19 protein-coding genes, 1 tRNA gene and 1 pseudogene are annotated in these 25007 nt (G+C 71.6%); 12 read left to right on the top strand and 9 right to left on the bottom strand.

Annotated features, from left to right (window positions below):
• Positions 1-38: 38 nt before the first annotated feature.
• Positions 39-1526, bottom strand: a complete 1488-nt coding sequence (locus ACZ5DC_RS16180) for a CehA/McbA family metallohydrolase (protein WP_468653162.1) — start codon at positions 1524-1526, stop codon at positions 39-41.
• On the opposite strand from ACZ5DC_RS16180, the gene ACZ5DC_RS16175 reads away from it, so the two are divergent.
• From ACZ5DC_RS16175 to ACZ5DC_RS16165, 3 genes are all read left to right on the top strand, one after another.
• On the top strand, positions 1519-2385 hold the full coding sequence (locus ACZ5DC_RS16175; protein WP_468653160.1) for an LLM class F420-dependent oxidoreductase: 867 nt from the start codon (positions 1519-1521) through the stop codon (positions 2383-2385). The genes ACZ5DC_RS16180 and ACZ5DC_RS16175 overlap by 8 nt on opposite strands.
• Before the next feature lie 25 nt (positions 2386-2410).
• The gene (locus tag ACZ5DC_RS16170; RefSeq protein WP_468653158.1) at positions 2411-4996 is read left to right on the top strand and encodes a bifunctional FO biosynthesis protein CofGH; all 2586 of its coding nucleotides are present in this window, start codon (positions 2411-2413) and stop codon (positions 4994-4996) included.
• Positions 4997-5089: 93 nt separating this feature from the next.
• Positions 5090-5653, top strand: a complete 564-nt coding sequence (locus ACZ5DC_RS16165) for a hypothetical protein (RefSeq protein WP_468653157.1) — start codon at positions 5090-5092, stop codon at positions 5651-5653.
• Here ACZ5DC_RS16165 and ACZ5DC_RS16160 read toward each other — a convergent pair.
• Positions 5646-6152 (bottom strand): DUF2165 domain-containing protein, encoded by a 507-nt coding sequence (locus tag ACZ5DC_RS16160; RefSeq protein WP_468653156.1) that lies wholly within the window; start codon positions 6150-6152, stop codon positions 5646-5648. The genes ACZ5DC_RS16165 and ACZ5DC_RS16160 overlap by 8 nt on opposite strands.
• Positions 6153-6687: 535 nt before the next feature.
• Between ACZ5DC_RS16160 and ACZ5DC_RS16155 the strand changes: the two genes are divergently transcribed.
• On the top strand, positions 6688-7017 hold the full coding sequence (locus ACZ5DC_RS16155; RefSeq protein WP_468653154.1) for a zinc ribbon domain-containing protein: 330 nt from the start codon (positions 6688-6690) through the stop codon (positions 7015-7017).
• A 177-nt stretch (positions 7018-7194) separates the two neighbouring features.
• Positions 7195-8310, top strand: a complete 1116-nt coding sequence (locus tag ACZ5DC_RS16150) for an ADP-ribosylglycohydrolase family protein (protein ID WP_468653152.1) — start codon at positions 7195-7197, stop codon at positions 8308-8310.
• Positions 8311-8332: 22 nt separating this feature from the next.
• Here ACZ5DC_RS16150 and ACZ5DC_RS16145 read toward each other — a convergent pair whose 3' ends face one another.
• From ACZ5DC_RS16145 to ACZ5DC_RS16135, 3 genes are all read right to left on the bottom strand, one after another.
• Entirely contained in the window at positions 8333-9892 is a 1560-nt protein-coding gene (locus ACZ5DC_RS16145; RefSeq protein WP_468653150.1) for a sodium:solute symporter family protein, read from the bottom strand.
• 167 nt (positions 9893-10059) lie between these two features.
• Positions 10060-11880, bottom strand: a complete 1821-nt coding sequence (locus tag ACZ5DC_RS16140) for an MFS transporter (RefSeq protein ID WP_468653148.1) — start codon at positions 11878-11880, stop codon at positions 10060-10062.
• 242 nt (positions 11881-12122) lie between these two features.
• The gene (locus ACZ5DC_RS16135) at positions 12123-14534 is read right to left on the bottom strand and encodes a D-alanyl-D-alanine carboxypeptidase (protein ID WP_468653147.1); all 2412 of its coding nucleotides are present in this window, start codon (positions 14532-14534) and stop codon (positions 12123-12125) included.
• A 181-nt stretch (positions 14535-14715) separates the two neighbouring features.
• On the opposite strand from ACZ5DC_RS16135, the gene ACZ5DC_RS16130 reads away from it, so the two are divergent.
• From ACZ5DC_RS16130 to ACZ5DC_RS16120, 3 genes are all read left to right on the top strand, one after another.
• Positions 14716-15471, top strand: a complete 756-nt coding sequence (locus ACZ5DC_RS16130; RefSeq protein ID WP_366749790.1) for a GOLPH3/VPS74 family protein — start codon at positions 14716-14718, stop codon at positions 15469-15471.
• A gap of 208 nt (positions 15472-15679) precedes the next feature.
• Positions 15680-16537 (top strand): helix-turn-helix domain-containing protein, encoded by an 858-nt coding sequence (locus tag ACZ5DC_RS16125; protein ID WP_468653144.1) that lies wholly within the window; start codon positions 15680-15682, stop codon positions 16535-16537.
• 203 nt (positions 16538-16740) lie between these two features.
• The gene (locus ACZ5DC_RS16120) at positions 16741-16932 is read left to right on the top strand and encodes a DUF397 domain-containing protein (protein ID WP_030642837.1); all 192 of its coding nucleotides are present in this window, start codon (positions 16741-16743) and stop codon (positions 16930-16932) included.
• A 132-nt stretch (positions 16933-17064) separates the two neighbouring features.
• On the opposite strand, the gene ACZ5DC_RS16115 is transcribed toward ACZ5DC_RS16120, so the two are convergent.
• On the bottom strand, positions 17065-17571 hold the full coding sequence (locus ACZ5DC_RS16115) for a glutathione peroxidase (RefSeq protein WP_468653142.1): 507 nt from the start codon (positions 17569-17571) through the stop codon (positions 17065-17067).
• A 103-nt stretch (positions 17572-17674) separates the two neighbouring features.
• Positions 17675-18649 carry an ArsR/SmtB family transcription factor gene (locus ACZ5DC_RS16110; RefSeq protein WP_468653140.1) on the bottom strand — a complete coding sequence of 325 codons (975 nt, stop codon included), beginning with the start codon at positions 18647-18649 and terminating at the stop codon, positions 17675-17677.
• A 138-nt stretch (positions 18650-18787) separates the two neighbouring features.
• Between ACZ5DC_RS16110 and ACZ5DC_RS16105 the strand changes: the two genes are divergently transcribed.
• The 4 genes and pseudogenes from ACZ5DC_RS16105 to ACZ5DC_RS16090 all read left to right on the top strand — a co-directional run.
• Entirely contained in the window at positions 18788-19990 is a 1203-nt protein-coding gene (locus ACZ5DC_RS16105) for an MFS transporter (RefSeq protein WP_468653138.1), read from the top strand.
• Positions 19991-20155: 165 nt separating this feature from the next.
• Positions 20156-21664, top strand: a complete 1509-nt coding sequence (locus ACZ5DC_RS16100) for an FAD-binding oxidoreductase (RefSeq protein WP_468653136.1) — start codon at positions 20156-20158, stop codon at positions 21662-21664.
• A 171-nt stretch (positions 21665-21835) separates the two neighbouring features.
• The gene (locus ACZ5DC_RS16095) at positions 21836-22648 is read left to right on the top strand and encodes a maleylpyruvate isomerase family mycothiol-dependent enzyme (protein ID WP_468653134.1); all 813 of its coding nucleotides are present in this window, start codon (positions 21836-21838) and stop codon (positions 22646-22648) included.
• Positions 22649-22908: 260 nt separating this feature from the next.
• A pseudogene (locus ACZ5DC_RS16090) lies at positions 22909-23066 on the top strand (site-specific integrase); the annotation flags it as partial.
• Between the two features lie 68 nt (positions 23067-23134).
• Here ACZ5DC_RS16090 and ACZ5DC_RS16085 read toward each other — a convergent pair.
• Together ACZ5DC_RS16085 and ACZ5DC_RS16080 are read right to left on the bottom strand one after the other, a co-directional pair.
• Positions 23135-23210 (bottom strand) — tRNA-Arg (locus ACZ5DC_RS16085).
• A 44-nt stretch (positions 23211-23254) separates the two neighbouring features.
• A complete protein-coding gene (locus ACZ5DC_RS16080; RefSeq protein WP_468653545.1) occupies positions 23255-24910 on the bottom strand; it encodes an IclR family transcriptional regulator domain-containing protein in 1656 nt (551 codons plus the stop codon).
• Positions 24911-25007: the final 97 nt, after the last annotated feature.

The raw sequence follows: 25007 nt of genomic DNA, 5'->3' as shown, positions 1-25007 counted from the left end.
GCGGGCCCGGACGCAACGGGGGCACGGACCGGCACGCCTCAGGTTCCCAGGAAGACCGGGTTGGTGAGCGCGGCCATCGCTCCCGGCGCCGGGCCGAACGCCGTCTCGTGGCGCAGCTCGGCGCGCACATACGCCGCGCGGTCCGGGGTCGTGCGCCACTCCAGGGCGCCCGTGCCGGACACCGGCAGCGGTCCGCCGGTGCACAGCACGCCCTGGTCGGTGACGAACCGCACCGAGCAGCGCGGCGCCCCGGACACCTCCAGCCGCACGGTCACCGGGGTGTCGTGCCCGACCGCCAGCCGCTCCCCGATCCCGGCCCGTTCACCCCCCTCGGCCGTCACGGAGAAGGCCAGCGAGACGTGCCGCGACTCGGCCACGTACGACCGTCCCGCCCGCAGCCCCTCCTGGATCGCCTCCCGGGTCAGGCCGTCGGCGAGGACGACCGTCTGGGGCAGCCCGACGACGTCCGGGGCGCGGTGGGCGTCGCTGTTGCCCATCGCCGGCAGCCACGCCCGCCCGCCCCGCGCCGACGCCACCAGCCCCGCGTCCCAGGCCGCCAGCGCCAGCTCGTCGTCGGGTGTCCAGGGCCCGTTCCACACCTCCACGGCGTCCGCGTGCGCGTACCCGAACTTCCAGGCGCAGCCAACGCAGTCGGCGTGCGGATGGGCCGGGACGACCAGACCGCCGGCCCGCCGGATCTCCCGCGCGAACCGCGCCCAGTGGCCGTCCCTGGCCCGGTAGCGCCAGTCGACGAAGGTGCCCGGCTCGGTGCCGATCGCCAGCACGTGCCCGTTCCTGGTGGTGACCTCCTCGCCGAGCAGCACCAGGAGGTCGTCGCCGGCCGCGTCGGCCCAGTGGGCGTGCGAGGCGTGCGTGTTGTGGTCGGAGCTGTTGACGAAGTCCAGCCCGGCCGCGCGCGCCAGGTCCGCGATCCCGGCCGGGGTGCGGCGCCCGTCGGAGTGCCAGGAGTGCAGGTGGCAGTCGCCCCGGTACCAGTCCCGCCCCCGCCCCCGGGCCCGGTCCGGCGGGTACACCGCCTCGGGCGCCTCCCCGGCCGCGCCCGCCGTCAGCGTGACGGTCACCTCGTACGGCAGCCCCTGCGGCGCCACGGTGTACGGCCCGAGCGCGACGTACCAGGTCCCGGGCGTCAGCGGCCCCGGAAGGTACCCCGGCGTGGCCTCGTCGGCCCGTACGAAGAACTCGCTCCGCGCACCCCCCGACCATCCCCGGAACCCCCGCCCGCCCAGCTCGGTGCCGCGCGGGTCGAACAGCCCGATGTCGAGGGCGTTGCCGGGGGTGCCGGGCGGGACGGGGGGTGTGCCGTAGGTGTAGGAGACCTTCAACTCACGGATTCCGGGCGGCACTTGGAACGGCAGGTACACATAGTCCGGCGAGCCCGGTGCCAAGGTGCCGCGCAAGGTCGTCACGAGGCCCACGGTAACCACGAACGGCCCGCGGTGGCCACGAGCGGTCCGCGCGCCCCCCTGACGGGTGACCGACCAGTCGGTACGATGTCCCATGCGCATCTCCGTCACGATCTTCCTCACCGACGAGACCATCACCCCCGTCCGGCTGGCGCAGGAGCTGGAAGCGCGCCGCTTCTTCGGCCTCTACCTCCCGGAACACACCCACATCCCGGTCGACCGCACGACCCCGTACCCCGCCGGCGGCGACCTCCCCCGCGAGTACGGCCGCACCCTCGACCCCTTCGTCGCCCTGGCCCAGGCCGCGGCCGTGACCCGGCGGCTGGCGCTCGGTACCGGCATCACGCTCGTCGCCCAGCACGACCCCATCGACCTCGCCAAGCAGATCGCCTCGCTCGACCACCTGTCCGGCGGCCGTTTCACCCTCGGCCTCGGCTACGGCTGGAACGTGGAGGAGGCCGCCGACCACGGCGTGACCTGGCGGACCCGCCGGGACCTCGTCCGGGACCGGATGGCGCTGATGCGCGCGCTGTGGAGCGAGGAGCCGACCGCGTACGAGGGGGAGTTCGGCGCCGTACGGGCCAGCCTCGCCCACCCCAAGCCCGTGCAGAAGCCGCGCGGCCCGGTCGTCGGCCCCCGCACGCTCGTCGGCGGGGCCGCCGGACCCAGGCTGTTCGCGCACATCGCCGAGTACGCCGACGGCTGGCTGCCGATCGGCGGGCGCGGGCTGTCCGAGTCGCTGCCTGTGCTGCGCTCGGTGTGGGCGGACGCGGGCCGCGACCCGGACGCCCTCCAGGTCGTCCCGTACGCCGTCCGGCCCACCCCCGGCAAACTCGCCCACTACGCCGAACTGGGCATCGAGGAGGTCGTGGTGCAGTTGCCGCCCGCCCGGGAGGCGGAGGTGCTGCGGGCACTCGACGCATACGGCTCCCTCCTGCCGGACAGTGCCCCGCAACAGTGATCAAACGCGAACGTATGCTCAAGGAATGACGACTTCCGCGACCTCCGGAACCGGCCCCACCGAGAACTCCATGCGTCGCGCCCTCAAACGCGCCCGGGACGGCGTCGCCCTCGACGCCGCCGAGGCGGCGGTGCTGCTCCAGGCACGGGGTGAGGACCTGACCGCCCTCGCCGCCTCCGCCGCCCGGGTGCGGGACGCGGGCCTGGAGGCGGCGGGCAGGCCCGGTGTCATCACGTACTCGAAGAGCGTCTTCATCCCCCTCACCCGGCTGTGCCGGGACAAGTGCCACTACTGCACGTTCGTCACCGTGCCCGGCAAGCTGCGCCGCGCCGGGCACGGCATGTTCATGTCCCCGGACGAGGTGCTGGACATCGCCCGCAAGGGCGCCGCCCTCGGCTGCAAGGAAGCCCTGATCACCCTCGGCGACAAGCCCGAGGACCGCTGGCCGGAAGCGCGCGAGTGGCTCGACGCGCACGGCTACGACGACACCATCGCCTACGTCCGCGCCGTCTCCATCCGCATCCTGGAGGAGACGGGACTGCTTCCCCACCTCAACCCGGGCGTGCTGACGTGGACCGACTTCCAGCGGCTGAAGCCCGTCGCGCCCAGCATGGGCATGATGCTGGAGACCACCGCGACCCGTCTGTGGTCCGAGCCGGGCGGCCCGCACCACGGCTCCCCGGACAAGGAACCGGCCGTCCGCCTCCGCGTCCTCCAGGACGCCGGCCGCTCCTCCGTCCCCTTCACCTCCGGCCTGCTCATCGGCATCGGCGAGACCTACGAGGAGCGCGCGGAGTCCCTGTTCGCGCTCCGGAAGGTCTCCCGGGCCTACCACGGCATCCAGGAACTGATCATCCAGAACTTCCGCGCCAAGCCGGACACGGCCATGCGCGGCATGCCGGACGCCGAACTGGACGACCTGGTCGCCACGGTGGCCGTCGCCCGGCACATCATGGGCCCCTCGGCCAACCTCCAGGCCCCGCCGAACCTGGTCGACGCCGAGTACGAGCGGCTGATCGGCGCCGGCATCGACGACTGGGGCGGGGTCTCCCCGCTGACCATCGACCACGTCAACCCCGAGCGGCCCTGGCCGCAGATCGAGGAACTCACCGAACGCTCCCGAGCGGCCGGCTTCGAGCTGCGCGAACGCCTCTGCGTCTACCCCGAGTTCGTCCGCCGCGGCGAACCCTGGCTGGACCCGCGGCTGCGCCCGCACGTGTCCGCCCTCGCCGACCCGGAGACGGGCCTCGCCCTGCCGGACGCGCCGGTCACGGGCCGGCCCTGGCAGGAGCCGGAGGAGGTGTTCACCGCCACCGGCCGCACCGACCTGCACTCCTCCATCGACACCGAGGGGCGCACCGGCGACCGGCGCGCCGACTTCGACGAGGTGTACGGCGACTGGGAGGCCCTGCGGGAGGCGGCCGCCCCCGGCATGGCCCCCGAGCGCATCGACGCCGACGTCCGCGAGGCGCTGCGCACGGCGGCCGACGACCCCACCCGGCTGACCGACGCCGAGGCCCTCGCCCTGCTGCACGCGGACGGCCCGGCGCTGGACGCGCTGTGCCGGGTCGCGGACGACGTGCGCAGGTCGGCGGTCGGCGACGACGTCACCTACATCGTCACCCGCAACATCAACTTCACCAACGTCTGCTACACCGGCTGCCGGTTCTGCGCCTTCGCGCAGCGCCGCACGGACGCGGACGCGTACACGCTCTCGCTGGAGCAGGTCGCCGACCGCGCCCAGCAGGCGTGGGAGGTGGGCGCGGTCGAGGTGTGCATGCAGGGCGGCATCCACCCGGACCTGCCGGGCACCGCGTACTTCGACATCGCGAAGGCGGTGAAGGAGCGCGTCCCGGGCATGCACGTGCACGCCTTCTCCCCGATGGAGGTGGTCAACGGCGCGACCCGGACGGGCCTGTCGGTCCGCGAGTGGCTCACCGCCGCCAAGGAGGCGGGCCTGGACTCCATCCCAGGTACGGCGGCGGAGATCCTGGACGACGAGGTCCGCTGGGTGCTGACCAAGGGCAAGCTGCCCACGGCCACCTGGATCGAGGTCGTCACGACCGCGCACGAGCTGGGCATCCGCTCGTCGTCCACGATGATGTACGGGCACGTGGACCAGCCCCGGCACTGGCTCGGCCACCTGCGCACGCTGGCCGGGATCCAGCGCGAGACCGGCGGCTTCACGGAGTTCGTCACGCTCCCGTTCATCCACACCAACGCGCCGGTGTACCTGGCCGGCATCGCCCGCCCCGGCCCGACGCTGCGGGACAACCGGGCAGTGACGGCGATGGCCCGCCTGCTGCTGCACCCCTGGATCCCCAACATCCAGACGAGCTGGGTCAAACTGGGCACCGAGGGGGCGGCGGAGATGCTCCGCTCCGGCGCGAACGACCTCGGCGGGACGCTGATGGAGGAGACGATCTCCCGCATGGCGGGCTCCTCGTACGGCTCGTACAAGTCCGTCCGCGACCTGGTCGCGGTGGCGGAGGCGGCCGGCCGGCCCGCGAAGCCGCGCACCACCCTCTACGGCGAGGTGCCGCAGGAGCGCCGGCGGGCGGCCGAGGCGTCCGACGGCCACCTGCCGGAGCTGCTCCCGGTCCTGGACTGAGCGGCCTCCCGGCCGATCCCCCTCCGCGGACTGAGTACGATGATCCGACCCCTGTGCTGAGAAGGGGGACCCGTAGCGGAGGAGATGCGTCCCGTGGCTGCCCGACTGCCCTCGTGGGCCTGGGTCACCGGTCTGACGGCGGGGGCGACCGCGGCCGTCGTCGCCCTCGCCGTCCAGGCGGACCACGGGCCGCATCCCACGGCCGCGGTGACCAGGCCCAGCGCGTCGGCGACGGCGAGCCCCCACGCGACGCTGACACCGAGGACGCCGTCCGCCCCCGCCCTGCCGGACGAGTCGGGCGAGGGCCGCCGGATCGTGTACTCGCTCGGTGAGAAGCGGGTCTGGCTGGTCGACGCGACCGGCAAGGCGTCCCGCACGTTCACGGTGTGGCCGGGCACGGTGAGCCCGCAGCCCGGCCGCTACTCGATCACCCTGCGCACCCAGTCCCTCAAGGGCTCGGACGGCGTGCAGATCGAGCACGTCATGTACTTCACCAAGGCGTCCGGCGTGAACGTCGCCTTCTCCAACGCCCTCGACGGCTCCTCGCCCCCGCCCGCGAACGGCCAGAAACTGGGCGGCATCCGCCTCCACAAGGACGACGGGGCCGCCCTGTGGGCCTTCGGCGACCAGGGCACCCGGGTCGCGGTGGTCAAGTAGCGTCCCGGCCGCCCGCGGGCAGCTGGTTGACGATCAGCGCGACGCCGCTGAGCAGGAACACGCGGGTCGCCGCGTCCAGGCCGTTCCACGTCTTCGACTGCCACATCGCGAACCACTCACCGCCGATCGCGATGAACCCGGCGCCGAAGAGCAGCAGGAGCATCAGCAGACCGTAGGTGGACCAGCGCCGGGCGAGGTCGTCCCCGCGCCGCGCCCACAGGTACGTCCCCCGGACCAGCAGCAGGGCCGCCACGGTCTCCCACACGATGACGAGGACGTACGCGGTGTCCTGAAGTGCCGTACTGGTGACGGCCCGCCACATCAGATCGTCGTCCTTGAACGTCGTGTCCATCGCCAGTACGTGCCGCACGAACTGCTGGTTGGTCCCGAAGTCGGTGATGTTCCCGAGCGCGACCAGGGCGATGTAGAGGGCGAGTATGCCGGTGAGCACACCGGCGGCGAGTCTGAGGCCGGTGTGGCGGGTGGGGGTGGTGGTCATGGCTGGATTCTTCCCGACGAACACCGGCTTCTCCCACGCGTATTGAGCCAGAGCTCGACGTGCGGAGCGAGCGGCGAAGGCTCTTCACGCGCCCAGCTCCCTTCACTTCAGCCCGGCAGTCCCCAGCGCATCGATGACGTGATTCCGATCACATTGACCCTTTTGGGGTTCCTCTAACCCGCTCGTCGCCGCTGTTCTACAGTCGCCTCCGTGAAGCCCGGAAGGATGCCTACGGGCGGGGTGAACCATTCATCCGGGACAATGAGCTCCAGAAGATGGTCACGACGGTGGCGAAAAAGACCCCTGAGCGGTCTTGGCTGAAGGACCCCGGGGCGCAGCCGCTCACGTACAAGAGGAAGAGTGGCCGACAGGCGATTCGATTGCCCCGGAACGGCTTCAGGATTCGCGAAGACGGTGCGCTCTACTTGGCCAAGATCGGTGAAGTCAGTCACCATCATCAAGGACTCGTCTGGTCGATACTTCGCCGGCTTCGTGGTGGAGGTAGATCAAAAACCACTTCCCCCGCTGGACGCGGATGCCACAGACAGTGGCATCGACTTGGGCTTGTCCACCTACGCGGTGCTGCGCGGCAGTAACCGACGTAAGGCCCGACTGGCGGTCAGGAAGTCTGCCCATGACCAGTCCCTGGGGATGTTCACGCGCACCCTGGAAGCCATTCCCCTCCACCCAGATGTGCTCCACCCCGAACTGTGCGGAATTATCCGGCCCCAAGGGGCGCCGTCAGTTGCATGTCCGTTTTTGGACGTGTACTGCGTGCGGAAGTACACACGATCGGGACGAGAATGCTGAAATCAACCTGCGTAGGGAAGGACGTAAACTCGCCGCAGGGCATGCGGAGAGGTGAAACGCCTGCGGAGCCCACGTAGGACCCCGCAAGCCGGGGCTGTCGGCGATGAAGCAGGAACCCGCCCGAAGCCGTGCCGGGGTACCGGACGGCAGACGGGAATCCCTCTTGCCCTGGGAGGGAAGGGAAGCCAAAGTGCTGGGCGTCGTACAGGCGGACGGTGCCAGGGGAGGTCTGGTGGGGGCGACAGCCGGTGCCGTCTGGGGGCGTGCCGAACAGCAGGACTTCCGGAGCCGGGTGCGGGGCACACTGCTCGGGACCGCGGTGGGCGACGCGCTGGGCGGGCCCGCCGATCCCCTGTCCCTGGCGGAGATCCGGGCCGCGTACGGCGGTGAGGGGCTGCTCGACCTGGCCTTCGGGCACGGGCGGCGCGGCACGGTCACCCACCACACCCAGCTGACCCTGTTCACCGTGGACGGGCTGATACGCGCCCAGGTGCGCCGCGACACCGGCGCCTGGCACCCGCCGACCGATCTGCACCGGGCCTATCTGCGCTGGGCGGCCACCCAGCGGGACTGGGGTCCCGACGAGCGCCGCAAGGACGACGGCTGGCTGGCCCGCGAGGAGTGGCTGTACGCCCGCCGTGACCCCTCCCGCGCGCTGCTGATCGGGTTCGGCGACGACACCATGGGCACGCTGGAGTCCCCGAAGAACCCGGGGGAGCTGGGGCCGGAGGCGGTCGCCCGCTCGGCGCCCTTCGGCCTGCTCGTCGGCTGGGAGCCCCAACTGGTCGTCCAGCTGGCCGTGGAGTGCGCAGCCCAGACCCACGGCCACCCCATCGCCTACCTGTCGGCGGGCGCGTACGCCGTGATCGTGCACGCGCTCGCCCGGGGCGACAGCCTGGACGGCGCGGTGCAGCGGGCCCTCGCCCTGCTCGCCGTCCGCCCCGGCCACCAGCCGGTCTCCGACGCCCTCCAGCACGCCCTCGGGGCGGTGCGGCAGGGCATGCCGGCCCCGGCCCGGGTCGAGGAACTGGCCGGCGACGGCACGGCGGACGGGCTGCTGGCCGCCTCCGTGTACTGCGCGCTGGTGGGGGAGGACGTACGGCACGGGCTGTGCCTGGCGGTGAACCAGAGCGGCCCCTCCGCCGCCGCGGGCGCCCTCACCGGCGGCCTCCTCGGCGCCCTGCACGGCGAGACGGCCCTCCCGCCGGCCTGGCTGGCCGAGCTGGAGGGCCGCCCCACGATCCTGGAACTGGCCGACGACTTCGCGATGGAGATGACCCAGGGCCCGGCGCTGCACGGCCCGGCCGGTGCGTCACCAGGGTGGCTGGCGAAGTACCCGCGGGCGTGAGCGCGGTTCCGCAGGGCGGTCGCTACGGCGCCCCGACCACGTCGTCGCCCGCCGTGGCCGGCACCGGTACCGCCGCCACCGCGTCGCCGTCCGTGTTGACCTTCTCGATGACGGCCAGCCGGGCGGGGGTGTCCTCCGGCTTGAGGTAGCCGATGAGGACGTAGAGGACCAGGGAGACCGCGAGCGGGATCGAGACCTGGTACTGGAGCGGGACGCCGCCGTCGACTTCCCAGTTGATGGGGTAGTTGACCAGCCAGAAGGCCAGCAGGCCCGCCGCCCAGCTGGTGAGCGCCGCCGTCGGGCCGGAGCGGCGGAAGGCGCGGAGCAGGCCGAGCATCATCGGGATCGCGATCGGGCCCATCAGACCGGCCACCCACTTGATGACGACGGTGATGATGTCCTTGAAGGCGGGGGAGTTGACCTGGGTCGCGACCGCCATGGACAGGCCGAGGAAGACGACCGTCGTGACGCGGGCCGCGATCAGTCCCGACCGCTCGCCCCAGCCCCGTGCCCTGGCCGACAGCACCGGCGCCACGTCCCGGGTGAACACGGCGGCGATGGCGTTGGCGTCGGAGGAGCACATCGCCATGGTGTGGGAGAAGAACCCGACGATGACGAGGCCCAGCAGGCCGTGCGGCAGCAGCTGTTCGGTCATCAGGGCGTAGGAGTCGGAGCCGTCCGGCTTCTGCGCGTGGACCAGCAGCGGGGCCATCCACATCGGGAAGAACAGCACCACCGGCCAGACCAGCCACAGCACCGCCGACAGCCGGGCCGAGCGCTCGGCCTCGTAGGCGCTGCCGGTGGCCATGTAGCGCTGGGCCTGGTTGAGCATGCCGCCGTTGTACTCGAAGAGCTTGATGAAGAGGAACGCCAGGAGGAACACCGTGCCGTAGGGGCCGACCAGCGGCTTGCCGTGGCCGTGCAGGGCCGGCTCGTCCCAGGCCCCGAGGAAGCCGATGTGCTTGTCGTTCAGCTTCAGCACGACCGCCACGAACATCGCGACACCGGCGAGTAACTGGATGACGAACTGGCCGAGTTCGGTCAGCGCGTCCGCCCACAGGCCGCCGATCGTGCAGTACACCGCGGTGATCGCGCCGGTGATGAGGATGCCCTGGTTCAGCGAGACGCCGGTGAAGACGGACAGCAGGGTGGCGATGGCCGCCCACTTGGCGCCCACGTCCACGATCTTCAGGAGCATGCCGGACCAGGCGAGTGCCTGCTGGGTGTGCAGGTTGTAGCGGTTCTTCAGGTACTCCAGCGGGGAGGCCACGTGGAGCCGGGAACGCAGCCGGTTGATGCGGGGCGCGAACAGCTTCGACCCGATGGCGATGCCGAGCGCGATGGGGAAGGACCAGGTGATGAAGGAGGTGACGCCGTAGGTGTAGGCGATGCCGGCGTATCCGGTGAACATCACGGCGCTGTAGCCCGACATGTGGTGCGAGATGCCGGAGAGCCACCAGGGCATCTTGCCGCCGGCCGTGAAGAAGTCGGAAACGTTGTCCACGCGCTTGTGCGACCAGACGCCGATCGCGACCATCACACCGAAGTAGCCGATGAGCACGGCCCAGTCGAGACTGTTCATGTGCCCGATCGTGGGTCCGCCCACATGAACACGACAAGCAAGCGTAAGGTCAAGTCGGAGTAAAATTGTTCGGCTTGCTGATCTGAGTTCATCAGTATGAACGCTTGGAGTTCGTCGAGGAGCTGGGTCAGCGCCTCCTTCGAGGGGTTGTCAGAGGAAGCCGGCCGTCAGGGCTTCCGCAGCTCGTCGGGGCACGGCGTGCCCCGCGGGAGCTGGTACGGCGCGGCCAGCCGGTAGGTGCCCGGCTTCGGCGCGACCAGCGTGGTCCACTTGTCCCCGTCGACGTCCTCCGGCGTGGCCATCAGGCACGCCCTGGCCTTCTCGTAGGGCTGGCTCTTGCCGTGCTCGTCGACGATGCTCAGCCACGGCGAGTACGGGATCCGGATCAGGATCCGCCCGGCCTTGCTCACCCGCAGCGTCATCTCGCCCTGCTCGGCCCGGTCCACCACCGCGTTCGGCTCGGCGAGCGGCGCCGGATCGGTCACCTTGAACAGCTGCCAGTTCGTGTCGCCCCAGACCTGCTTCAGGTACGGCATCCCGCGCCGCAGCAGCTGCCGCTCGCGCTGGCCGCCGTCACCGTCCGGGTTGTCCTTGGGCAGCACCACGTAGTGCACGGCCCACCGCTGGAGCCACTCGTGGTAGTTCGCCGAGTTGAGCGTGTCGTCGTAGAAGAGCGGGTTGCGCTCCATGTCGGCCTGCCGGTTCCAGCCGCGGGCCAGGTTGACGTACGGCGCGAGCGCGGAGGCCTCGCGGTGCGAGCGGGCCGGGACCACCTCCACCCGGCCCTTCTCGGCGCCGGCCTTCTGGAGCTCGTTGACCAGCGGGGCGAGTTCCCGCGCCCAGGAGGCGGCCGGGGTGGTGTGGAGGATGTCGTCCACCGACTTGAAGCCGATCCAGCCGACGAAGCCGAGGAAGGCCAGCACGGTCACGTACCACTTGCGGGACTTCGGCACGGTGTACGGCAGGGCCGCGATCAGGGTCGCGCCCGCGAACAGCATCGGCAGCCGGGAGATGTTGGACCCGATCTGCGAGCTGATCAGCCACACCAGGACGACGGCGACGCTGTAGACGGCGGCCGTCAGCCGGACCGTCACCCACTCCTTCGGCACCAGGAACAGGCACAGCAGGCCGTACGACAGCGGCATGATCACCGAGCCGAACCCCATGGGCTGGGTGCCGGAGAACGGGAACAGCCAGGCCGACACCGCGACCACCGCCGCCGGCGCGAGCCCCAGCGCCCACGCGCCCGGCCGCCGCTTCTGCAGGAACAGGGCGACCGCGACCAGGCCCACGAACAGCCCCGCGACCGGCGAGGCCATCGTGGCGAGCGCCGCCAGCGGGGCGGCGACCAGGGCCTTCGCCCAGCGTTTGAACCGCCACCGGTACGGCCAGCAGAACACCGCCGCGACCGAGCCGAGCGCGAACGCGGTGCCGAGCCCGAAGGTCACCCGGCCGGAGATCGCGTTGCACAGGAACGCGAAGACCCCGGCGAGCGAGGCCCACAGCGGGTTCCGCACCGCCCGGCTGCGGATCAGCACCGTCGTCAGCAGACCGGCCGAGACCGTCCCGGCGATCATCATCGTCGTCCGCACACCGAGGACCGACATCAGATACGGCGACACCACGCTGTACGACACCGGGTGCATACCGCCGTACCAGGCGAGGTTGTACGCCGAGTCCGGGTGCCGGCCGACGAACTCCGCCCACGCGTCCTGCGCCGCGAGATCGCCGCCGCTGTTCGCGAACGTGAAGAACCAGATGATGTGCAGGACACCCGAGAGCGCCGTCATCGACAGCGCGGGGTGCCGTAGCAGCCGCTGCCGCAGCGGCTCCAGGGCGGCGAGCAGACGGGCGCGCCGGCCGGGGCGCACCCCGGGGCCGGGCTCGGCCGCGTGCCGGTCCGGATCAGTCGCGGACGGACGTATTCGCGGGCCGGACCCCGGGCCCGGATCCGCGTCGTCGGCGTGTGTCGGCTCCGCTGTGGCCACCTGAAGGCACTCCCCGTGTCCCGTCTCGTTCCCGGCCGCTTCCCTCGGAGTACCCGGCCGCGTTCCGTCCAGTTCGCGGCCCTGTCCCGGGACCGGCGACCTGCCCCGTTTCGTGACGCTAGCACGCACCCCGCCTCAGGGCTCCCGGGTGGGGGCTCCATGACGGGGTGCGCGGGGGACGGGGACGGGGTGCGCGGCGGTCCGGGCGCGGGACGGGCCGGGTCGTACGGCCCGCCCGCCGGTCAGCCCAGCCGGGTCAGCTTGGCGCCGATACCGGGCTCGGCCAGGTCCTTCTGGAGGGCCACCGGGACCTTCACCGCACCGGCCGTGCCGTCACCCACGGTGAGCGTCCCGACCCGGGTGCCGGCCTTCGCGGTGTGCGGCACGGTGCCGGAGGCGAAGGACAGCTTCACCTTCATCCCGGCCCAGCCGGCCGCCGTGACGTCCTTCGTCACCACCACCGGGGTACGGCCGCCGAGCCGGTCGTCCACGTACCCGACGACGTCCCCCTTCTTCACGATCTTCGCCGAGGTCAGCGCGGACTGGGCGGCAAGCAGCGCCGTCTTGCTGACCGCGTTGACCGTCTGGAGGATCTCCCGCTTGTGCTGGCCGAGGATCGCGCCGACGATCGTCACCGTCTGCCCGCCGACCTGCTTGCGGGAGGCGAACAGCAGGTTGCCGCCGGCCGCGGTGGTGCTGCCGGTCTTGATGCCGATCGCGCCGATGCGGTACGGCAGCTCGTTGTAGTTGGGCCAGAACTTCCCGGACGGGTCCGTCCAGCTGGCCGCGCTGCTGATCGCGACCAGGGCCGGGACCTTCACGAACGCGCGGCCCAGCTTCACCTGGTCCTCGGCCGTGGAGACGGTGGTCTCCTTCAGCCCCGAGGGGTCCGTGTACGTCGTGCGGGTCATCCCCAGCTCCTTGGCGGTGGCGTTCATCTTCTTCACGAACGCCGCCTCCGAGCCCGCGTCCCAGCGCGCGAGCAGCCGCGCGATGTTGTTGGCGGAGGGGATCAGCACGGCCGACAGCGCCTGCTTCTCGGTGAGGGGGTCACCGGCCTTGACGGTGTCGAGCGTGGACTCGCCGGCCTTGTTGTAGCCGCCCTCCTTCTCCGCCGTCGCGTCCACCTTGATCTTCGGGCCCTCCTGGCCCGGCTTCAGCGGGTGGTCCTTGAGGATGATGTACGCCGTCATGGTCTTGGCGACCGAGCCGATGGCCACGGGGGTCTGCTTGCCGAAGTGCCCCATCGTGCCGACGCCGTCCACGTCCATCCAGCCCTGGCCCTCGCCGGGCCAGGGCAGCTGCGCGCGGTCCCCGGCGAAGGTGTAGCTGTCCTTGCCGGTGAGGGCGAGGGTGGGCGCCGGCAGCGGGCGCACGGCCTGTACGACCGCAAAGATGATCGCCAGGAGCAGGACCAGGGGAGTCCAGATCTTGATCCGGCGCACGAGCGTGCGGACCGGGGTCTCCGGGGGCGGGGGCGTGTTCGTCAGCTCCGCCAGCAGGTCCAGCGGGGGCTTGGGCGGCAGCGGCTGCTGGGTGGTGCGCTCGGGGCCGACCTGGGGGACGGGGGTGGTGGCGTCCGGCGCCTTGGCCTGGGCGGCCGGCTTGCGCAGGTCGTCCTTCAGCGCGACGAACTTGCTGGTGCGCTCGGGGTCCGACTCGGGGGTCCTGGGCTTGGCTCCCGGCTTTTCGTCCGGCTTGCCCTCCGGCTTGCCCTCCGGCTTGCCGCCGAGCTTGAGCATGGTGGTCGGCTGGTCGACGGGGGGTGTCCCGGGGCGGACGGCCTTGAAGACGGTGGTGGGCTGGTCGACGCCGGTGTCCTTGGCAGCGGGGTCCGTGCGGGGCCCGTCACCATCCGCCGCCTCGGCTTCGCCTTCGGCGTCCTCGTTCCCACCCGCACCGGATGCCTGCGGCGGCTGCGGGCGCGGGTCCGCCTCGGCTTCGCCTTCGGCGTCCTCGTTCCCACCCGCACCACCCGTGCGGGTCTCGTCGTCGGCCGCGGGTGGCCCCTGTGGGGCGTCCTCGCCATCGGCGTCCTCCGCGTCGTCCTCGGTGGCCGTCTTCGCGTCTGCCGCGGCCTCCGCGTCCGCGTCGGTGTCCGCGTCAGCCTCGTCCTTCACGGTCGCGTCGGCGTTCTCGCCCCCGGGCGGCTCGGTGTCGGCGGTGTCCTTCGGCTCCGCCTTCGGGCGGGAGCCGGACGGGGCGTCAGCCGCGGCCTTCACGTCAGCGGCATCCTCCGCCTCGGTCTCCCCGTCCGTGCCCGCGCCCGCGTCCCCGTCCCCGTCGGACGGCTCCTCAAGCTCGGCCTTCGCGGGAGACGAGGTGTCAGCCTTCGCCTTCGGGGCCTCCTCGGCGGTGTCGTCGGCGTTCGCGGATGCGTCCGGGCTCGGCTCCCGCACCCACGCCGACACCGCCGCCTGGAGATCGGTGTCCTCGGGATCGGCCGACTGCTCCCGCGCGGCCGGGGTTTCGGGTCGTACCGTCAGGACCTTCGTCGCCGTGTCGCCGCCCGAGGACTTCCGTTCGCGGGACACCGCGGGACGCGGATCACGCGCCTCGGGAACCGAACCCGCGCTCCCCGACGTCGGTTCCGCCGACGACTCGCGCTGCTTCGACCTGTCGGGGGACTCGCCCGCCACCGATGCCTCCTCCATGCGCCGCACGCCTGGGCGCGCGCCCTGTCCGAACCATGTACCAGTGTCCTGTGTGAGGGCTTGGCCCCTGCGCTAGACGAGAACGACATACCTACCGGTTCCCTCACGAACCGGTCACGCGCCCTCGACAGACCAATGTGAGAGGGGTCACCCTGTCATTCATCCACGCGGGGAGGCATGGATGGGCAGGAGCCGCAGAACACTTCCGGAGGAGCTTCTGTTGCTCGCACTGGACCCGGCCACGGGTACCACTGCGCAGCCGCAGTCGCTCGACCTCGGTCTGGCCGGTGCACAGCTAGTGGAGCTGGCGCTGGCCGGACGGATAGCCCCAGACGGGGATCGTATCGCCGTGGTGGTGCCACGGCCGACAGGAGATCCGACTCTGGACTGCGCGTTGGAGTTGCTGCGAAGGCGTGGCGCTCCCGTGCGTGCCGTCCACTGGATCGGCGGGCCCCGGCTGGGGCTCAGGCAGACCTACCTCTCGCATCTGGAGCGGTGCGGCATGGTCGCCGCCGTGGCCGGTCAGATGTGCGGGGTGCTGCCGACCACGCGTTACCAGGCGACGGACACCGCCATCAGCCGGGAGATCCGTTCCCGGCTGGACTCCGCGATCCGCACCGGCGTGCCGCCGGACCCGCGGACCGCGGCGCTCGCCGCCCTGGCGCACGCCGTCGGGCTCGGCAAGCACCTGTACCCGGGGAACGAGGGCCGCTCGTCCCGGTCCCGGTTGCGGGATCTGATCCGGCACGACCCCATGGGCGGGCTCGTCGCCCACGCCGTCATGGACGTGCAGAACGGCGCGGTCGCACAGCCGCGCCGCGGTCAGGCCCCGGCCGGCCGGCAGCCCGCGCCCGGCGCCAGGCCCGCGCCGGAACCCGCCCGCGGGGTGCCGATGCAGCCGCGTCGCGGGTCCATGGCGCGCGCCGTGGCCCACTGAGCCGTAACCCCGGTCCCCACAGACCCGGTTCGGGAGCCGCAGGTCCGAGCGGGGCGGTGAGATCTCTGGTCTCGCCGCCCCGCTCGGACGCGTCCCCGGCCGCATATCCACGGTTTCCCAGCGGTGGAAAGCGCCTTGGTGGCAATCTGCTCAACAGCAGATACGCAAAGTGTCAGGCAACAGGCAGGCAGCCGGAGGTGCGCGTCCCGTGGCGTCCAATGTCAATCCCACCGTCAGGCGGCGCCGGCTGGGCCAGGAGCTGCGCAGGCTCCGTGAGCTCAAGGGCATGACGGCCGAAGAGGTGGCGGAGCGGCTGCTGGTGTCGCAGTCGAAGATCAGCAGGCTGGAGAACGGCCGGAGAAGCATCAGCCAGCGCGATGTGCGCGATCTGTGCGGGGTGTACGAGGTCGAGGACCAGCGGATCGTCGACTCGCTGATGGAGATGGCCCGGGATTCCCGGCAGCAGGGCTGGTGGCACACCTTCGGTGACATCCCGTACAGCGTGTACATCGGTCTGGAGACGGACGCCGAGTCGCTGCGGGTCTACGAACCCCAGCTGGTGACCGGTCTGTTGCAGACCCGGTCCTACGCCGAGGCTCTGGTGCAGGGCGCGTTGCCGGAGACGTCGACCGCGGAGATCGAGAAGCGTGTCCAGGTGCGGATGCGCCGACAGGAACGTATCACCGCCCAGGCCAACCCGCTCCGGCTGTGGGTGGTGCTGGACGAGGCCGCGCTGAAACGGGTCGTGGGCAGCCGCCTGGTGATGCGGGAACAGCTGGAGCACCTGATCGAGATGTCGCAGCTGCCGCACGTCACCGTGCAGGTGCTGCCGTTCGACGTGGGCGCGCATCCGGGGCTCAACGGCCAGTACGCGATCCTGGAGTTCGCCGACGCGGCCGACTCCAGCGTGGTGTACCTGGAGGGCGTGACCAGCGACCTGTACCTGGAGAAGGCGCAGGACGTGCAGAAGTACGCCGTGATGTACGAGCACCTGCGGGCGCAGTCCCTCAATGTGGAGGCGTCCCGGAAATTCATCGCGGACGTGGCGAAGGAGTACGCCGACTGATGCGGGACCGCTCAGGGCGCGGGATCGTACACCGGAGGTCCACTCCAGTGGAAGGCTCACCTGGAATATGCCATCCGGTCGAGTGAACGGCTCCTCCGCGGGCCGCAGTTGCCCGGTAGCGTCGATCACGCCAGTCAGACCACATGGTTGGCGCGAACCGCACTACCGCAACTCGCAACTCGCAACTCGCAACAGGAGTGGACATGGCACTGATTCAGGGCGCTTCGGAGACGTGGATGAAGTCCTCCTATTCCGCGGGCAACGGCGCTTGCGTCGAGGTCAAGTCGCCCACCGCCGCCGAACTCGCCGTACGCGACTCCAAGACGCCCGAGGGGCCGATCCTGGCCTTCCCCGCCGACGCCTGGAACGCGTTCGTGTCCTCGGTCAAGGCGTGAGGGGTTCTCCCTGACCCTGGTCCGGACGACAACTGCATACGCATCACCAGGAGAGCCCTCTCGACCAGTCGCCGTCCTTGCCGAGAGGGCTCACCGCGTTCCACCGGGCCACCCGGGAGGCCCGGCCCTCGCTCAGCCGAGCTGGGCCTCGATCGCGGAGACGACCTCGGCCGACTCCGGCTCCGTCTGCGGCGAGAACCGCGCGACGACCCGACCGTCCCGGCCGATCAGGAACTCTTCGAAGTTCCAGCGGATGTCCCCGCTGTGCCCCTCCGCGTCGGCGAAGCCCACCAGCCGCTCGTACAGCGGGTGCCGGCCCGCGCCGTTCACCTCCACCTTCTCCGTCAGCGGGAAGGTCACGCCGTAGGTCGCCGAGCAGAACTCCGCGATCTCCTCGGCGGTGCCGGGCTCCTGCCCGAGGAACTGGTTGCAGGGCACGCCCAGCACGGTGAAGCCCTGCTCGGCGTACCGCTCCTGGAGCTTCTCCAGCCCGGTGTACTGCGGGGTCAGCCCGCACTTGGAGGCCACGTTCACGATGAGGACGGCCTGGCCCGCGAACCGTGACAGATCAGCGGAGCCACCCTGGAGGGCCCCGATCTCGACGTCCAGCGGGGAGTCGTTGTGCTCGGTAGTCGTCATGCCCGGATGCTAGCCCCGCCGGATCCCGCCTCCCTGCCCGGCCTCGCCCAGGAGGCCCTCGCCCGGTGTCGTCCGGCCTCGCCCAGGACGCGACCGGCCCTGTTCACCGGGCCCCTCCCCCCGCCTCGACCAGGACGTCGCCCGCCGCCGTCCGTACGTACAGCACCGACCGCCCGGCCCGGCGCCGCGTCACCAGCCCCGCCTCCCGGAGCACCTTCAGGTGCCGGCCCACCGAGCCCAGCCCCTGCCCGGTCACGGCGGTCAGCTGGGTGGTGCTCAGCGGGGAGCCGAGGAGCACCAGCACCGCTGCCCGGCCCGGCCCGAGCAGCGCGCTCAGCCCGGCGGGCGCCACCCGGTCGGCGTCCCCGGCCAGGACACCGGCACAGGGGTAGACCACGGCGTACCGCGCATGGTCCTCCCAGGCGACCCAGCCCGTGCGCTGCGCCGTCACCGGCACGAACAGCAGCTCGGCGCCGGAGATCTCGCGCGGCGGATACTCGTGCAGATTGATCTGGAACCGGTTGTCCCCGAGCCACCGCGTGCCGCCCGGCCGCAGGGAGTCCAGCACGCTCGCCCAGCCGCCCCGGCTCGCCTGCGCGGTCCGTGCCACCACATCCGCCTCCAGCACCCGCCGGCGCCGCCCCCAGTACGGTCGTACCGTCTCCTCCCACACCCACTCCAGCAGGACGGCCGCCCGCTCGGGCAGGTCGTCCCGGTCCAGCCCGGCGGGCAGCGGTCCGGCGAGGGAGAGCCGCAGGTGCGCGCGGGCGTCCGCCGGCCGGGTGGCGCGGACCCGGGCGATCGCGTCCCGGAAGCTCTCGCCGTCGCGGGGCGTGGGCGTGAGGAAGTCGGCGATCCACTCCCGCCCCAGCCCCGCCCGCACCAGCCGGGCCGTCACCGGGTCGGCCGCGAGCCTGTCCCGGTAGGCGGGCAGGTGGGTGCCCAGCCAGGAGTGCTCACCGGGATGCGCCCCCTGCCCGGCGTGCAGCAGCTTCAGCCCGGCGAAGGTCTCGGCGAACGGCGAGATCACGAAGCGGCTCCGCGCCAGGGTGTCCGCGTTGAGCTGCCACCATCCCACGAGCGCCCCCTCGTACGGACCTTTCGCACGGACCTTCGGCCTGCCGCACGGACCTTTCGCACGGACCTTTCGCACGGACCTTTCGCACGACGGCGAAACAGTAACGAGTCCGCCGCGGCCCGCCCGAGACTCCGGGACATGCCCAGCTACCGATCCCTGTTCCGCACCCCCGAGTTCACCCCCCTCTTCCTCGGCGCCGCCGCCCAGACCGCCGCCGGGACCGCCGGCGGCCTCGCCCTCGGCACACTCGTGTACCGGACGACCGGCTCGCCCCTGCTGTCGGCGCTGAGCATGTTCGGCCCGTCCCTCGCCCAGGTGCTCGGCGCGACCCTCCTGCTCTCCGGCGCCGACCGGCTGCCCCCGCGTACGACCCTTACCGCCATCTCGCTGGCCTTCGCCGCGGGTACGGCGGTACAGGCGCTGCCCGGCCTGCCGCTCGGCGCGCTGTTCACCGTCGTCCTGGTCCTGGGTCTGGTCGCCTCCCTCGGGGGCGGGGTCCGCTGGGGCCTGCTGAACGAGATCCTCGCCGAGGACGGCTACCTGCCCGGGCGTTCGCTGTTCAACATGATGAGCGGGCTCATGCAGATCGCCGGGTTCGCCACCGGCGGCGCCCTGCTCGCCACCCTCTCCCCGCGGGCCTGTCTGCTGCTGGCCGTGGCCCTGTACCTGACGGCCGCGCTCGTCCTGCGCCTCGGACTGACCGCCCGCCCGCCCCGGGCCACGGGCCGCCCCTCGCCGTCGGCGACCTGGCGCGCCAACGCAGAGCTGTGGTCGTCCCGCCCGCGCCGCCTTACCTACCTGGGCCTGTGGCTGCCCAACGGCCTGGTCGTCGGCTGCGAGTCCCTGTACGTGTCGTACGCCCCGCACGCGGCCGGCACCCTGTTCGCGTGTGCCGCGCTCGGCATGTTCGCCGGGGACGCGACGGTGGGCCGTCTGCTGCGGCCCGCGACCCGGCGCCGGCTGGCCACCCCGCTCCTGCTGCTGCTGGCGGCGCCGTACCTGCTCTTCTCCGCGCACCCGCCGGTGCCGGTGGCGGCGGTCTGCGTGACCGTGGCCTCCGCCGGTTTCGGCGCGAGCCTGGTCCAGCAGGAGCGGCTGATGAGCCTGACCCCCGGCGACCTGGCCGGCCAGGCGCTGGGACTGCACTCGGCCGGCATGCTGACCTTCCAGGGCGTGAGCGCGGCGCTGGCCGGTGCGGTGGCCCAGTTCACGTCGCCGGCGACGGCGATGACCGTGATGGCGACGGGTTCGCTCTGCGTCACGCTGGCGCTGGCCACGGCCGCCCGCCGGACCCCGTCCCGCCGTTCCGCCGAGCCCGCGCGGGACGGGGCTCCGTCCTGACGCCGGCTCGGCGTCGAGGTGCGGGGCTACGGCGTCAGGCGCCTCGTCCGAGGTTGCGAGCGTGTCGAGACGGTTCGCCGGGAACACCCTTGCTAGCGTCCGCTCCGCGTAAATAGTCCACGAAGTGCCGATTTGCACCCATGGGTGGGTGAGAGGACAGGGACCATGAACGACTTTTCCCGTCGCGGACTGCTCAAGACGACGGCCGTCGCAGGTGCCGGCGCGGTCGTCGTGCCGGCCGTCGCGGCGATGGAAGCACCCGGTGCGAGTGCGGTGACCGGGGCCGCCGTGAGCGAGGGCTACGGGTCACGGTGCGCGCCGGCGAAGCTGACCGGCCGCATCGTCCGCCCCCACGACCCCGGGTACACGGACGCGCGCCTCGGCTGGGACCAGCTCTTCTCCCACTATCCGCTGGTCATCGTCTTCGCTCAGAACACCCAGGACGTGGTCAACGCCCTGACGTGGGCGCGGCAGAACGACGTCGCGCTGCGCGTGCGGAGCGGCCGTCACAGCCTCGAAGGCTGGTCGAACGTCGACAACGGCCTCGTGATCGACATCAGCGAGCTGAAGTCGGTCCACATCGACGCCGGCGCCCGTGTCGCGACGGTCGGCGCCGGACTCAACCAGCTGGAAGCGGTGACCACGCTCGCGAAGCGGAACTTCGCGGTGACGACCGGTACCGAAGGCAGCGTGGGCCTGGCCGGCGCGACGCTCGGCGGCGGCTTGGGCTTCCTCACCCGCTGGATCGGCATGGCCTGCGACAGCCTGATCGGCGCCGAGATCGTCGTGGCGGACGGCGACGAGTGCGCCAAGGTGCTCAAGGTCGACCTGCATCACCACTCCGACCTGCTCTGGGCGCTGCGCGGAGCGGGCAACGGCAACTTCGGGATCGTCACCTCGCTCACCTACAAGCTGGCCCCGCTGAAGAGCGTCACGTATCTGACGGCCACGTGGGACGGAATCGGCGACCTGCGCAGGGTCTTCAAGGCCTACCAGCGCACGATGCCGTTCACCGACCACCGCCTCGGCACCCAGCTCGAAATCCACCCGAACCAGATCCTGCTGTTCGCGGTCCTCGCCGAAGGCACGCCCGCGGAGGCGAAGAAGCTGCTGGCCCCGCTCCTGTCGATCGACAGCCCCAAGGTGACGACGGAGGTGGGGAACTGGGGCGACGTCTACGCGGGATTCCAGACCCCCGTCACGACCGAACCCGCGAACTGGAAGTTCCACTCGCAGTTCGCCAAGAAGCCGTTCCCGACCAAGGCGATCGACGTGATCGCCTCGTTCATCAAGAAAGCCCCCACGGACGACAGCAACTACTTCGTCCAGGCGTTCGGGGGCGAGGTCAGGAAGAGCCCCCGCGGCGGCACCGCGTTCCCGCACCGCGACGCCCTCTTCTACGCCGAGCCCGGCGCCGGCTGGGGCGAGCGCAGTGACCAGCCGGGCGTCTGCGACCCGCTCACCCCGAAGGCCCAGGCCTGGATCGCCGAATTCAGCCAGGCCCTGCGGCCCTACGTGGACGGCGCCTACGTCAACGTGCCGAACATCGGCATGCAGGAATGGGAGACCGCCTACTGGGAGTCCAACTACAACCGCCTGCGCCGCATCAAGGCGGAGTACGACCCCCGCAACGTCTTCCAGTACGAACAGAGCATCCCGCCCGCGTCCCACTGACCGAGCACGCACTGAGCCCCCTCCCGCTCGGCAGCGCGGAGGGGGCTCAGTCATGACCTGGCCGTGGTGAACGTGTGGGCCGGCAGGGAGGTCGAAGACCCCGGACCGAGGTCGCTCCGGGGTGCCGGGACAGATGGACAGAAGTGAAGGGCTGGTCCACCCTTCACTTCTATGACCGCCCCTCATCGTGAGGCTGCCACGCGATCGCGGCTGCCTGGAGCCATTTGTGTCGTAGCCGAGGAGATAGCCAGGTTGCTCCGGTCGTGTACAGATGCCACGGTGCCCATACCTGGTGCTGAGTGGACGGTTGGAGAGTCTGCGGCGCACCTCGTCGTGGCCAACGAGTTGATGGCTGCCCTTGCCGCAGGACGTGAGCAGGTGTACGGCGACGGCACACCAGGGGGACTTGCGGCGGCCAACGCCGCCTCGCTGGTTTCCTTCCCCGAACGCGACACCTCCGTCCTGGCGGACGGCATCGTCCGGCATGCGCGGGCATTCACCGAGGCGGCCGGCCTGCGGTCGGCGGACACACCGACGGTGACACCGCTGGGGCCCATGGACTTGGGAACCCTTGGCTCCTACCTGCTGACCCACATGCTTGGGCACGGCTATGACATCGCAGCGGCACTTGGCCAACCACACATGATCGACCGTGACAGGGTCGATTTGGCGATGCCGTTTCTGATCACTGCGATGCCCCGTGTCGTCGATGTACGAGCGGCTGACGGGCACAGTGCCTGTTACGAGCTGAGGGTGCGCGGCCTCTCTCGGCTCACAGTGACGTTCACCAGCGGCACGGTGGCCGTGCACGCCGAGCCCCCGCGCCGTCCCGACTGCACGATCATGATCGAACCGATCACGTTCTTCCTGCTCGCACTGGGCAGGCGCAGTGCCACCGGTGCCATCGCCCGCGGCAAGGTCTTCGCCTGGGGGCGCAAGCCCTGGCTCGCGCCAAGTTTCCCCGCATTGTTCACCGCACCATGACGGACGCTTGTCTGCTCCCGCCCAGAAAGCACATTGAGCTTCCTCGAGACGCGAAGAGCGATGCCGGCGCCGCGCATCGAGCGCGACGGCCTGTAGTTCAGCTCGCCGAATCCGGCTTGCAGCGGGCAGTTGGGGCGTTGGTCTGGGCGAACCGTGGATCCGCCGCCTCCTCGGGGTGGGGCAGATTCCCCGTGGTTCCCCCGCCCTATCTGGTGCGGCTGTGGTGCACGGGTGTTGTCAGTGGTTGCCCGCACGCTGCGGCGGCCGGAGTCGCATCCCGCGTCGTGAGGGAGTCCTCGGTCACTCTCAGATCGGCATCACCATGGACGTCTACACCCACGTCGTGCGGGACACGCAGCGCGAGACCATTAGTCACATGGACCGGCTGCTGCGGAAGAGGCGCCCCGATCGCGGGTGACCGCACCCGTTGATGTCAGAAGCAGATGTCAAAGGCCCCGGACCAAGATCGGCCCGGGGCCTTTGCCCTGGTGCCCCCGGCAGGATTCGAACCTGCGACACCCGCTTTAGGAGAGCGGTGCTCTATCCCCTGAGCTACGAAGGCGTGGGTGGGCGTCCTGGTGGGCGCTTGGTCCACAGGGTACCGGATCAGGACGGGGGGACGTGGGTGAAGCGGGACGCGGTGTGGAGGTCCTGCTGGATGCGGGCCGCCGTCGCGTGCAGGGCGGGGAGGAGATCGGCGACGACGTCCCGCAGCGTGCGGCGGGCCGCGTGGGTGGAGACGTTCAGGGCGGCCACCGTCCGGCCCGTGCGGTCCCGCACCGGTACGGCGATGGACCGCAGGCCCGATTCCAGTTCCTCGTCGACCAGGGCGTAGCCCTGGGAGCGGACCTCGGCGAGCGTGGGGGACAGGGGGGTGGCGGTGTCCGCCAGGAGGACGCGGCCCAGGGAGGTCGCGGTCGCCGGCAGTCGCGTGCCCACGGTGATCCGTACGGTCAGTACCCGGCTCGTGCCCGCACCGGCCGTGTACTGGATCTCCTTGCCGTCGCTCGTCAGCACCGCCAGTGCCGTCGGTTCCCGTACCGCGTCCGCCAGGGCCCGCAGGTGCGGTTCGGCCAGGCGGGGCAGTGTCGTCCGGGACAGGGCCGGGAAGCCGAGGTCCAGGACGCGCGGGGTGAGGGTGAACGTGCGGTCGGGGTGTGCGGCCACCAGGCCCAGGTGCTCGTGGGTGAGCAGGGCCCGGCGTGCGGTGGCCCGGGACAGGCCGGTCGCGCGGGCCACCTCCGTCAGGGACAGCGCCGAGCGGCCCTCGCCGAACGCCGTCAGCACCGTCAGGCCCCGGGCCAGCGATTCCACGAAGTCCCGGCCGAGTTCGTGCTTGGACGCCGTGGTCCAGGTCGCCAGGCCGGCCGGTGCCGGACCCGGCTCCGGTGCGGGCGCGGTGCGCAGGTCCGTCTCCATCGCCGTCACCGCCGTACGCAGCCGGGGCAGCAGGCTGGTGCGCAGGCCGGCCGCGGAGTGCCGGCTGGTGTGGCTGACCACGCTCGCCACGCAGGCCACCCGGCCGGTGCCGGGGTCCCGTACCGGTACGGACACCGCGACCAGGCCCGGCTCGACCAGCTGGTCGTCCACGGCCCAGCCGTCCCGGCGCGCCCCCTCCACCCGCTCCGCGAAGGAGTCCGAGGAGGAGTCCGAGAAGGAGGATGGGGAGGAGGGGCCGGCCGTAAGGTCCGCCCTGGGCGGTACCGCGGGGAAGGACGCGTCCCGTGTGTCCTCCGCCCGACGTTCCCGCCAGCGGGTCCAGTCCGCTTCCGTCCACTCGGTCGCGAACAGCGCGCCCGGCGAGGTCCGTTCGGCCGGGAGCAGGTCGCCGATGCGGAAGCTCACGGACAGCGCGCGGCGGCGGGTGGCCTGGTGAATGAAGCGGATGCCGTCGAGATCGGGGACCGCGAGCGACACCGACTCGTCCAGTTCGTCGGCGAGGGCGTCGGCGCGCGCGTCGAGCAGGGCGGGCAGGCGCAGGGCGGCCAGGTAGGCGTTGCCCAGCTCCATCACGCGGGGGGCGAGGACGACGTCCCGGCCGTCGAGGCGGACGTAGCCCATGCGGCCGAGGGTGCCGGTGATCCGGTCCACGGTGGAGCGGGCGAGGCCGGTGGCCCGTTCCAGCGCGCTCGGGCTCAGCGTGCCGCCCGCCTCGGTGAGCCGTCGTAGCACCGCGACGCCCCGCAGCAGCGGTCCCACCGCCTCCGCCGGCGTCCCGGTCCCGGCGCGGGCGTCGGCATCCACTGCGGTCATCGCGGGCATCGTCTCTCCGGTACGGCGTCCCATCGGGGCACGCCTACGGTAAACCCCTGCCGATCGGCCGTGAGCCGGTCCCGTGGCCGCCCGGCGTCAGCCGGCT

The organism is Streptomyces sp. NPDC031445 (assembly GCF_055581365.1).
Note: the sequence above shows the minus strand (reverse complement) of the source record. Positions and strands in the feature narration are given on the sequence as shown.

What these genes read in the sequence shown, in the direction of transcription:
- ACZ5DC_RS16160 (WP_468653156.1), bottom strand. Translation starts at nt 6,152, where the DNA reads ATGACCACCACCCCCACCCGCCACACCGGCCTCAGACTCGCCGCCGGT.
- ACZ5DC_RS16155 (WP_468653154.1), top strand. Translation starts at nt 6,688, where the DNA reads ATGCCACAGACAGTGGCATCGACTTGGGCTTGTCCACCTACGCGGTGC.
- ACZ5DC_RS16135 (WP_468653147.1), bottom strand. Translation starts at nt 14,534, where the DNA reads ATGGAGGAGGCATCGGTGGCGGGCGAGTCCCCCGACAGGTCGAAGCAG.
- ACZ5DC_RS16170 (WP_468653158.1), top strand. Translation starts at nt 2,411, where the DNA reads ATGACGACTTCCGCGACCTCCGGAACCGGCCCCACCGAGAACTCCATG.
- ACZ5DC_RS16145 (WP_468653150.1), bottom strand. Translation starts at nt 9,892, where the DNA reads ATGAACAGTCTCGACTGGGCCGTGCTCATCGGCTACTTCGGTGTGATG.
- ACZ5DC_RS16120 (WP_030642837.1), top strand. Translation starts at nt 16,741, where the DNA reads ATGGCACTGATTCAGGGCGCTTCGGAGACGTGGATGAAGTCCTCCTAT.
- ACZ5DC_RS16100 (WP_468653136.1), top strand. Translation starts at nt 20,156, where the DNA reads ATGAACGACTTTTCCCGTCGCGGACTGCTCAAGACGACGGCCGTCGCA.
- ACZ5DC_RS16130 (WP_366749790.1), top strand. Translation starts at nt 14,716, where the DNA reads ATGGGCAGGAGCCGCAGAACACTTCCGGAGGAGCTTCTGTTGCTCGCA.
- ACZ5DC_RS16175 (WP_468653160.1), top strand. Translation starts at nt 1,519, where the DNA reads ATGCGCATCTCCGTCACGATCTTCCTCACCGACGAGACCATCACCCCC.
- ACZ5DC_RS16115 (WP_468653142.1), bottom strand. Translation starts at nt 17,571, where the DNA reads ATGACGACTACCGAGCACAACGACTCCCCGCTGGACGTCGAGATCGGG.
- ACZ5DC_RS16180 (WP_468653162.1), bottom strand. Translation starts at nt 1,526, where the DNA reads ATGCGCATGGGACATCGTACCGACTGGTCGGTCACCCGTCAGGGGGGC.
- ACZ5DC_RS16080 (WP_468653545.1), bottom strand. Translation starts at nt 24,910, where the DNA reads ATGCCCGCGATGACCGCAGTGGATGCCGACGCCCGCGCCGGGACCGGG.
- ACZ5DC_RS16095 (WP_468653134.1), top strand. Translation starts at nt 21,836, where the DNA reads ATGACCGCCCCTCATCGTGAGGCTGCCACGCGATCGCGGCTGCCTGGA.
- ACZ5DC_RS16105 (WP_468653138.1), top strand. Translation starts at nt 18,788, where the DNA reads ATGCCCAGCTACCGATCCCTGTTCCGCACCCCCGAGTTCACCCCCCTC.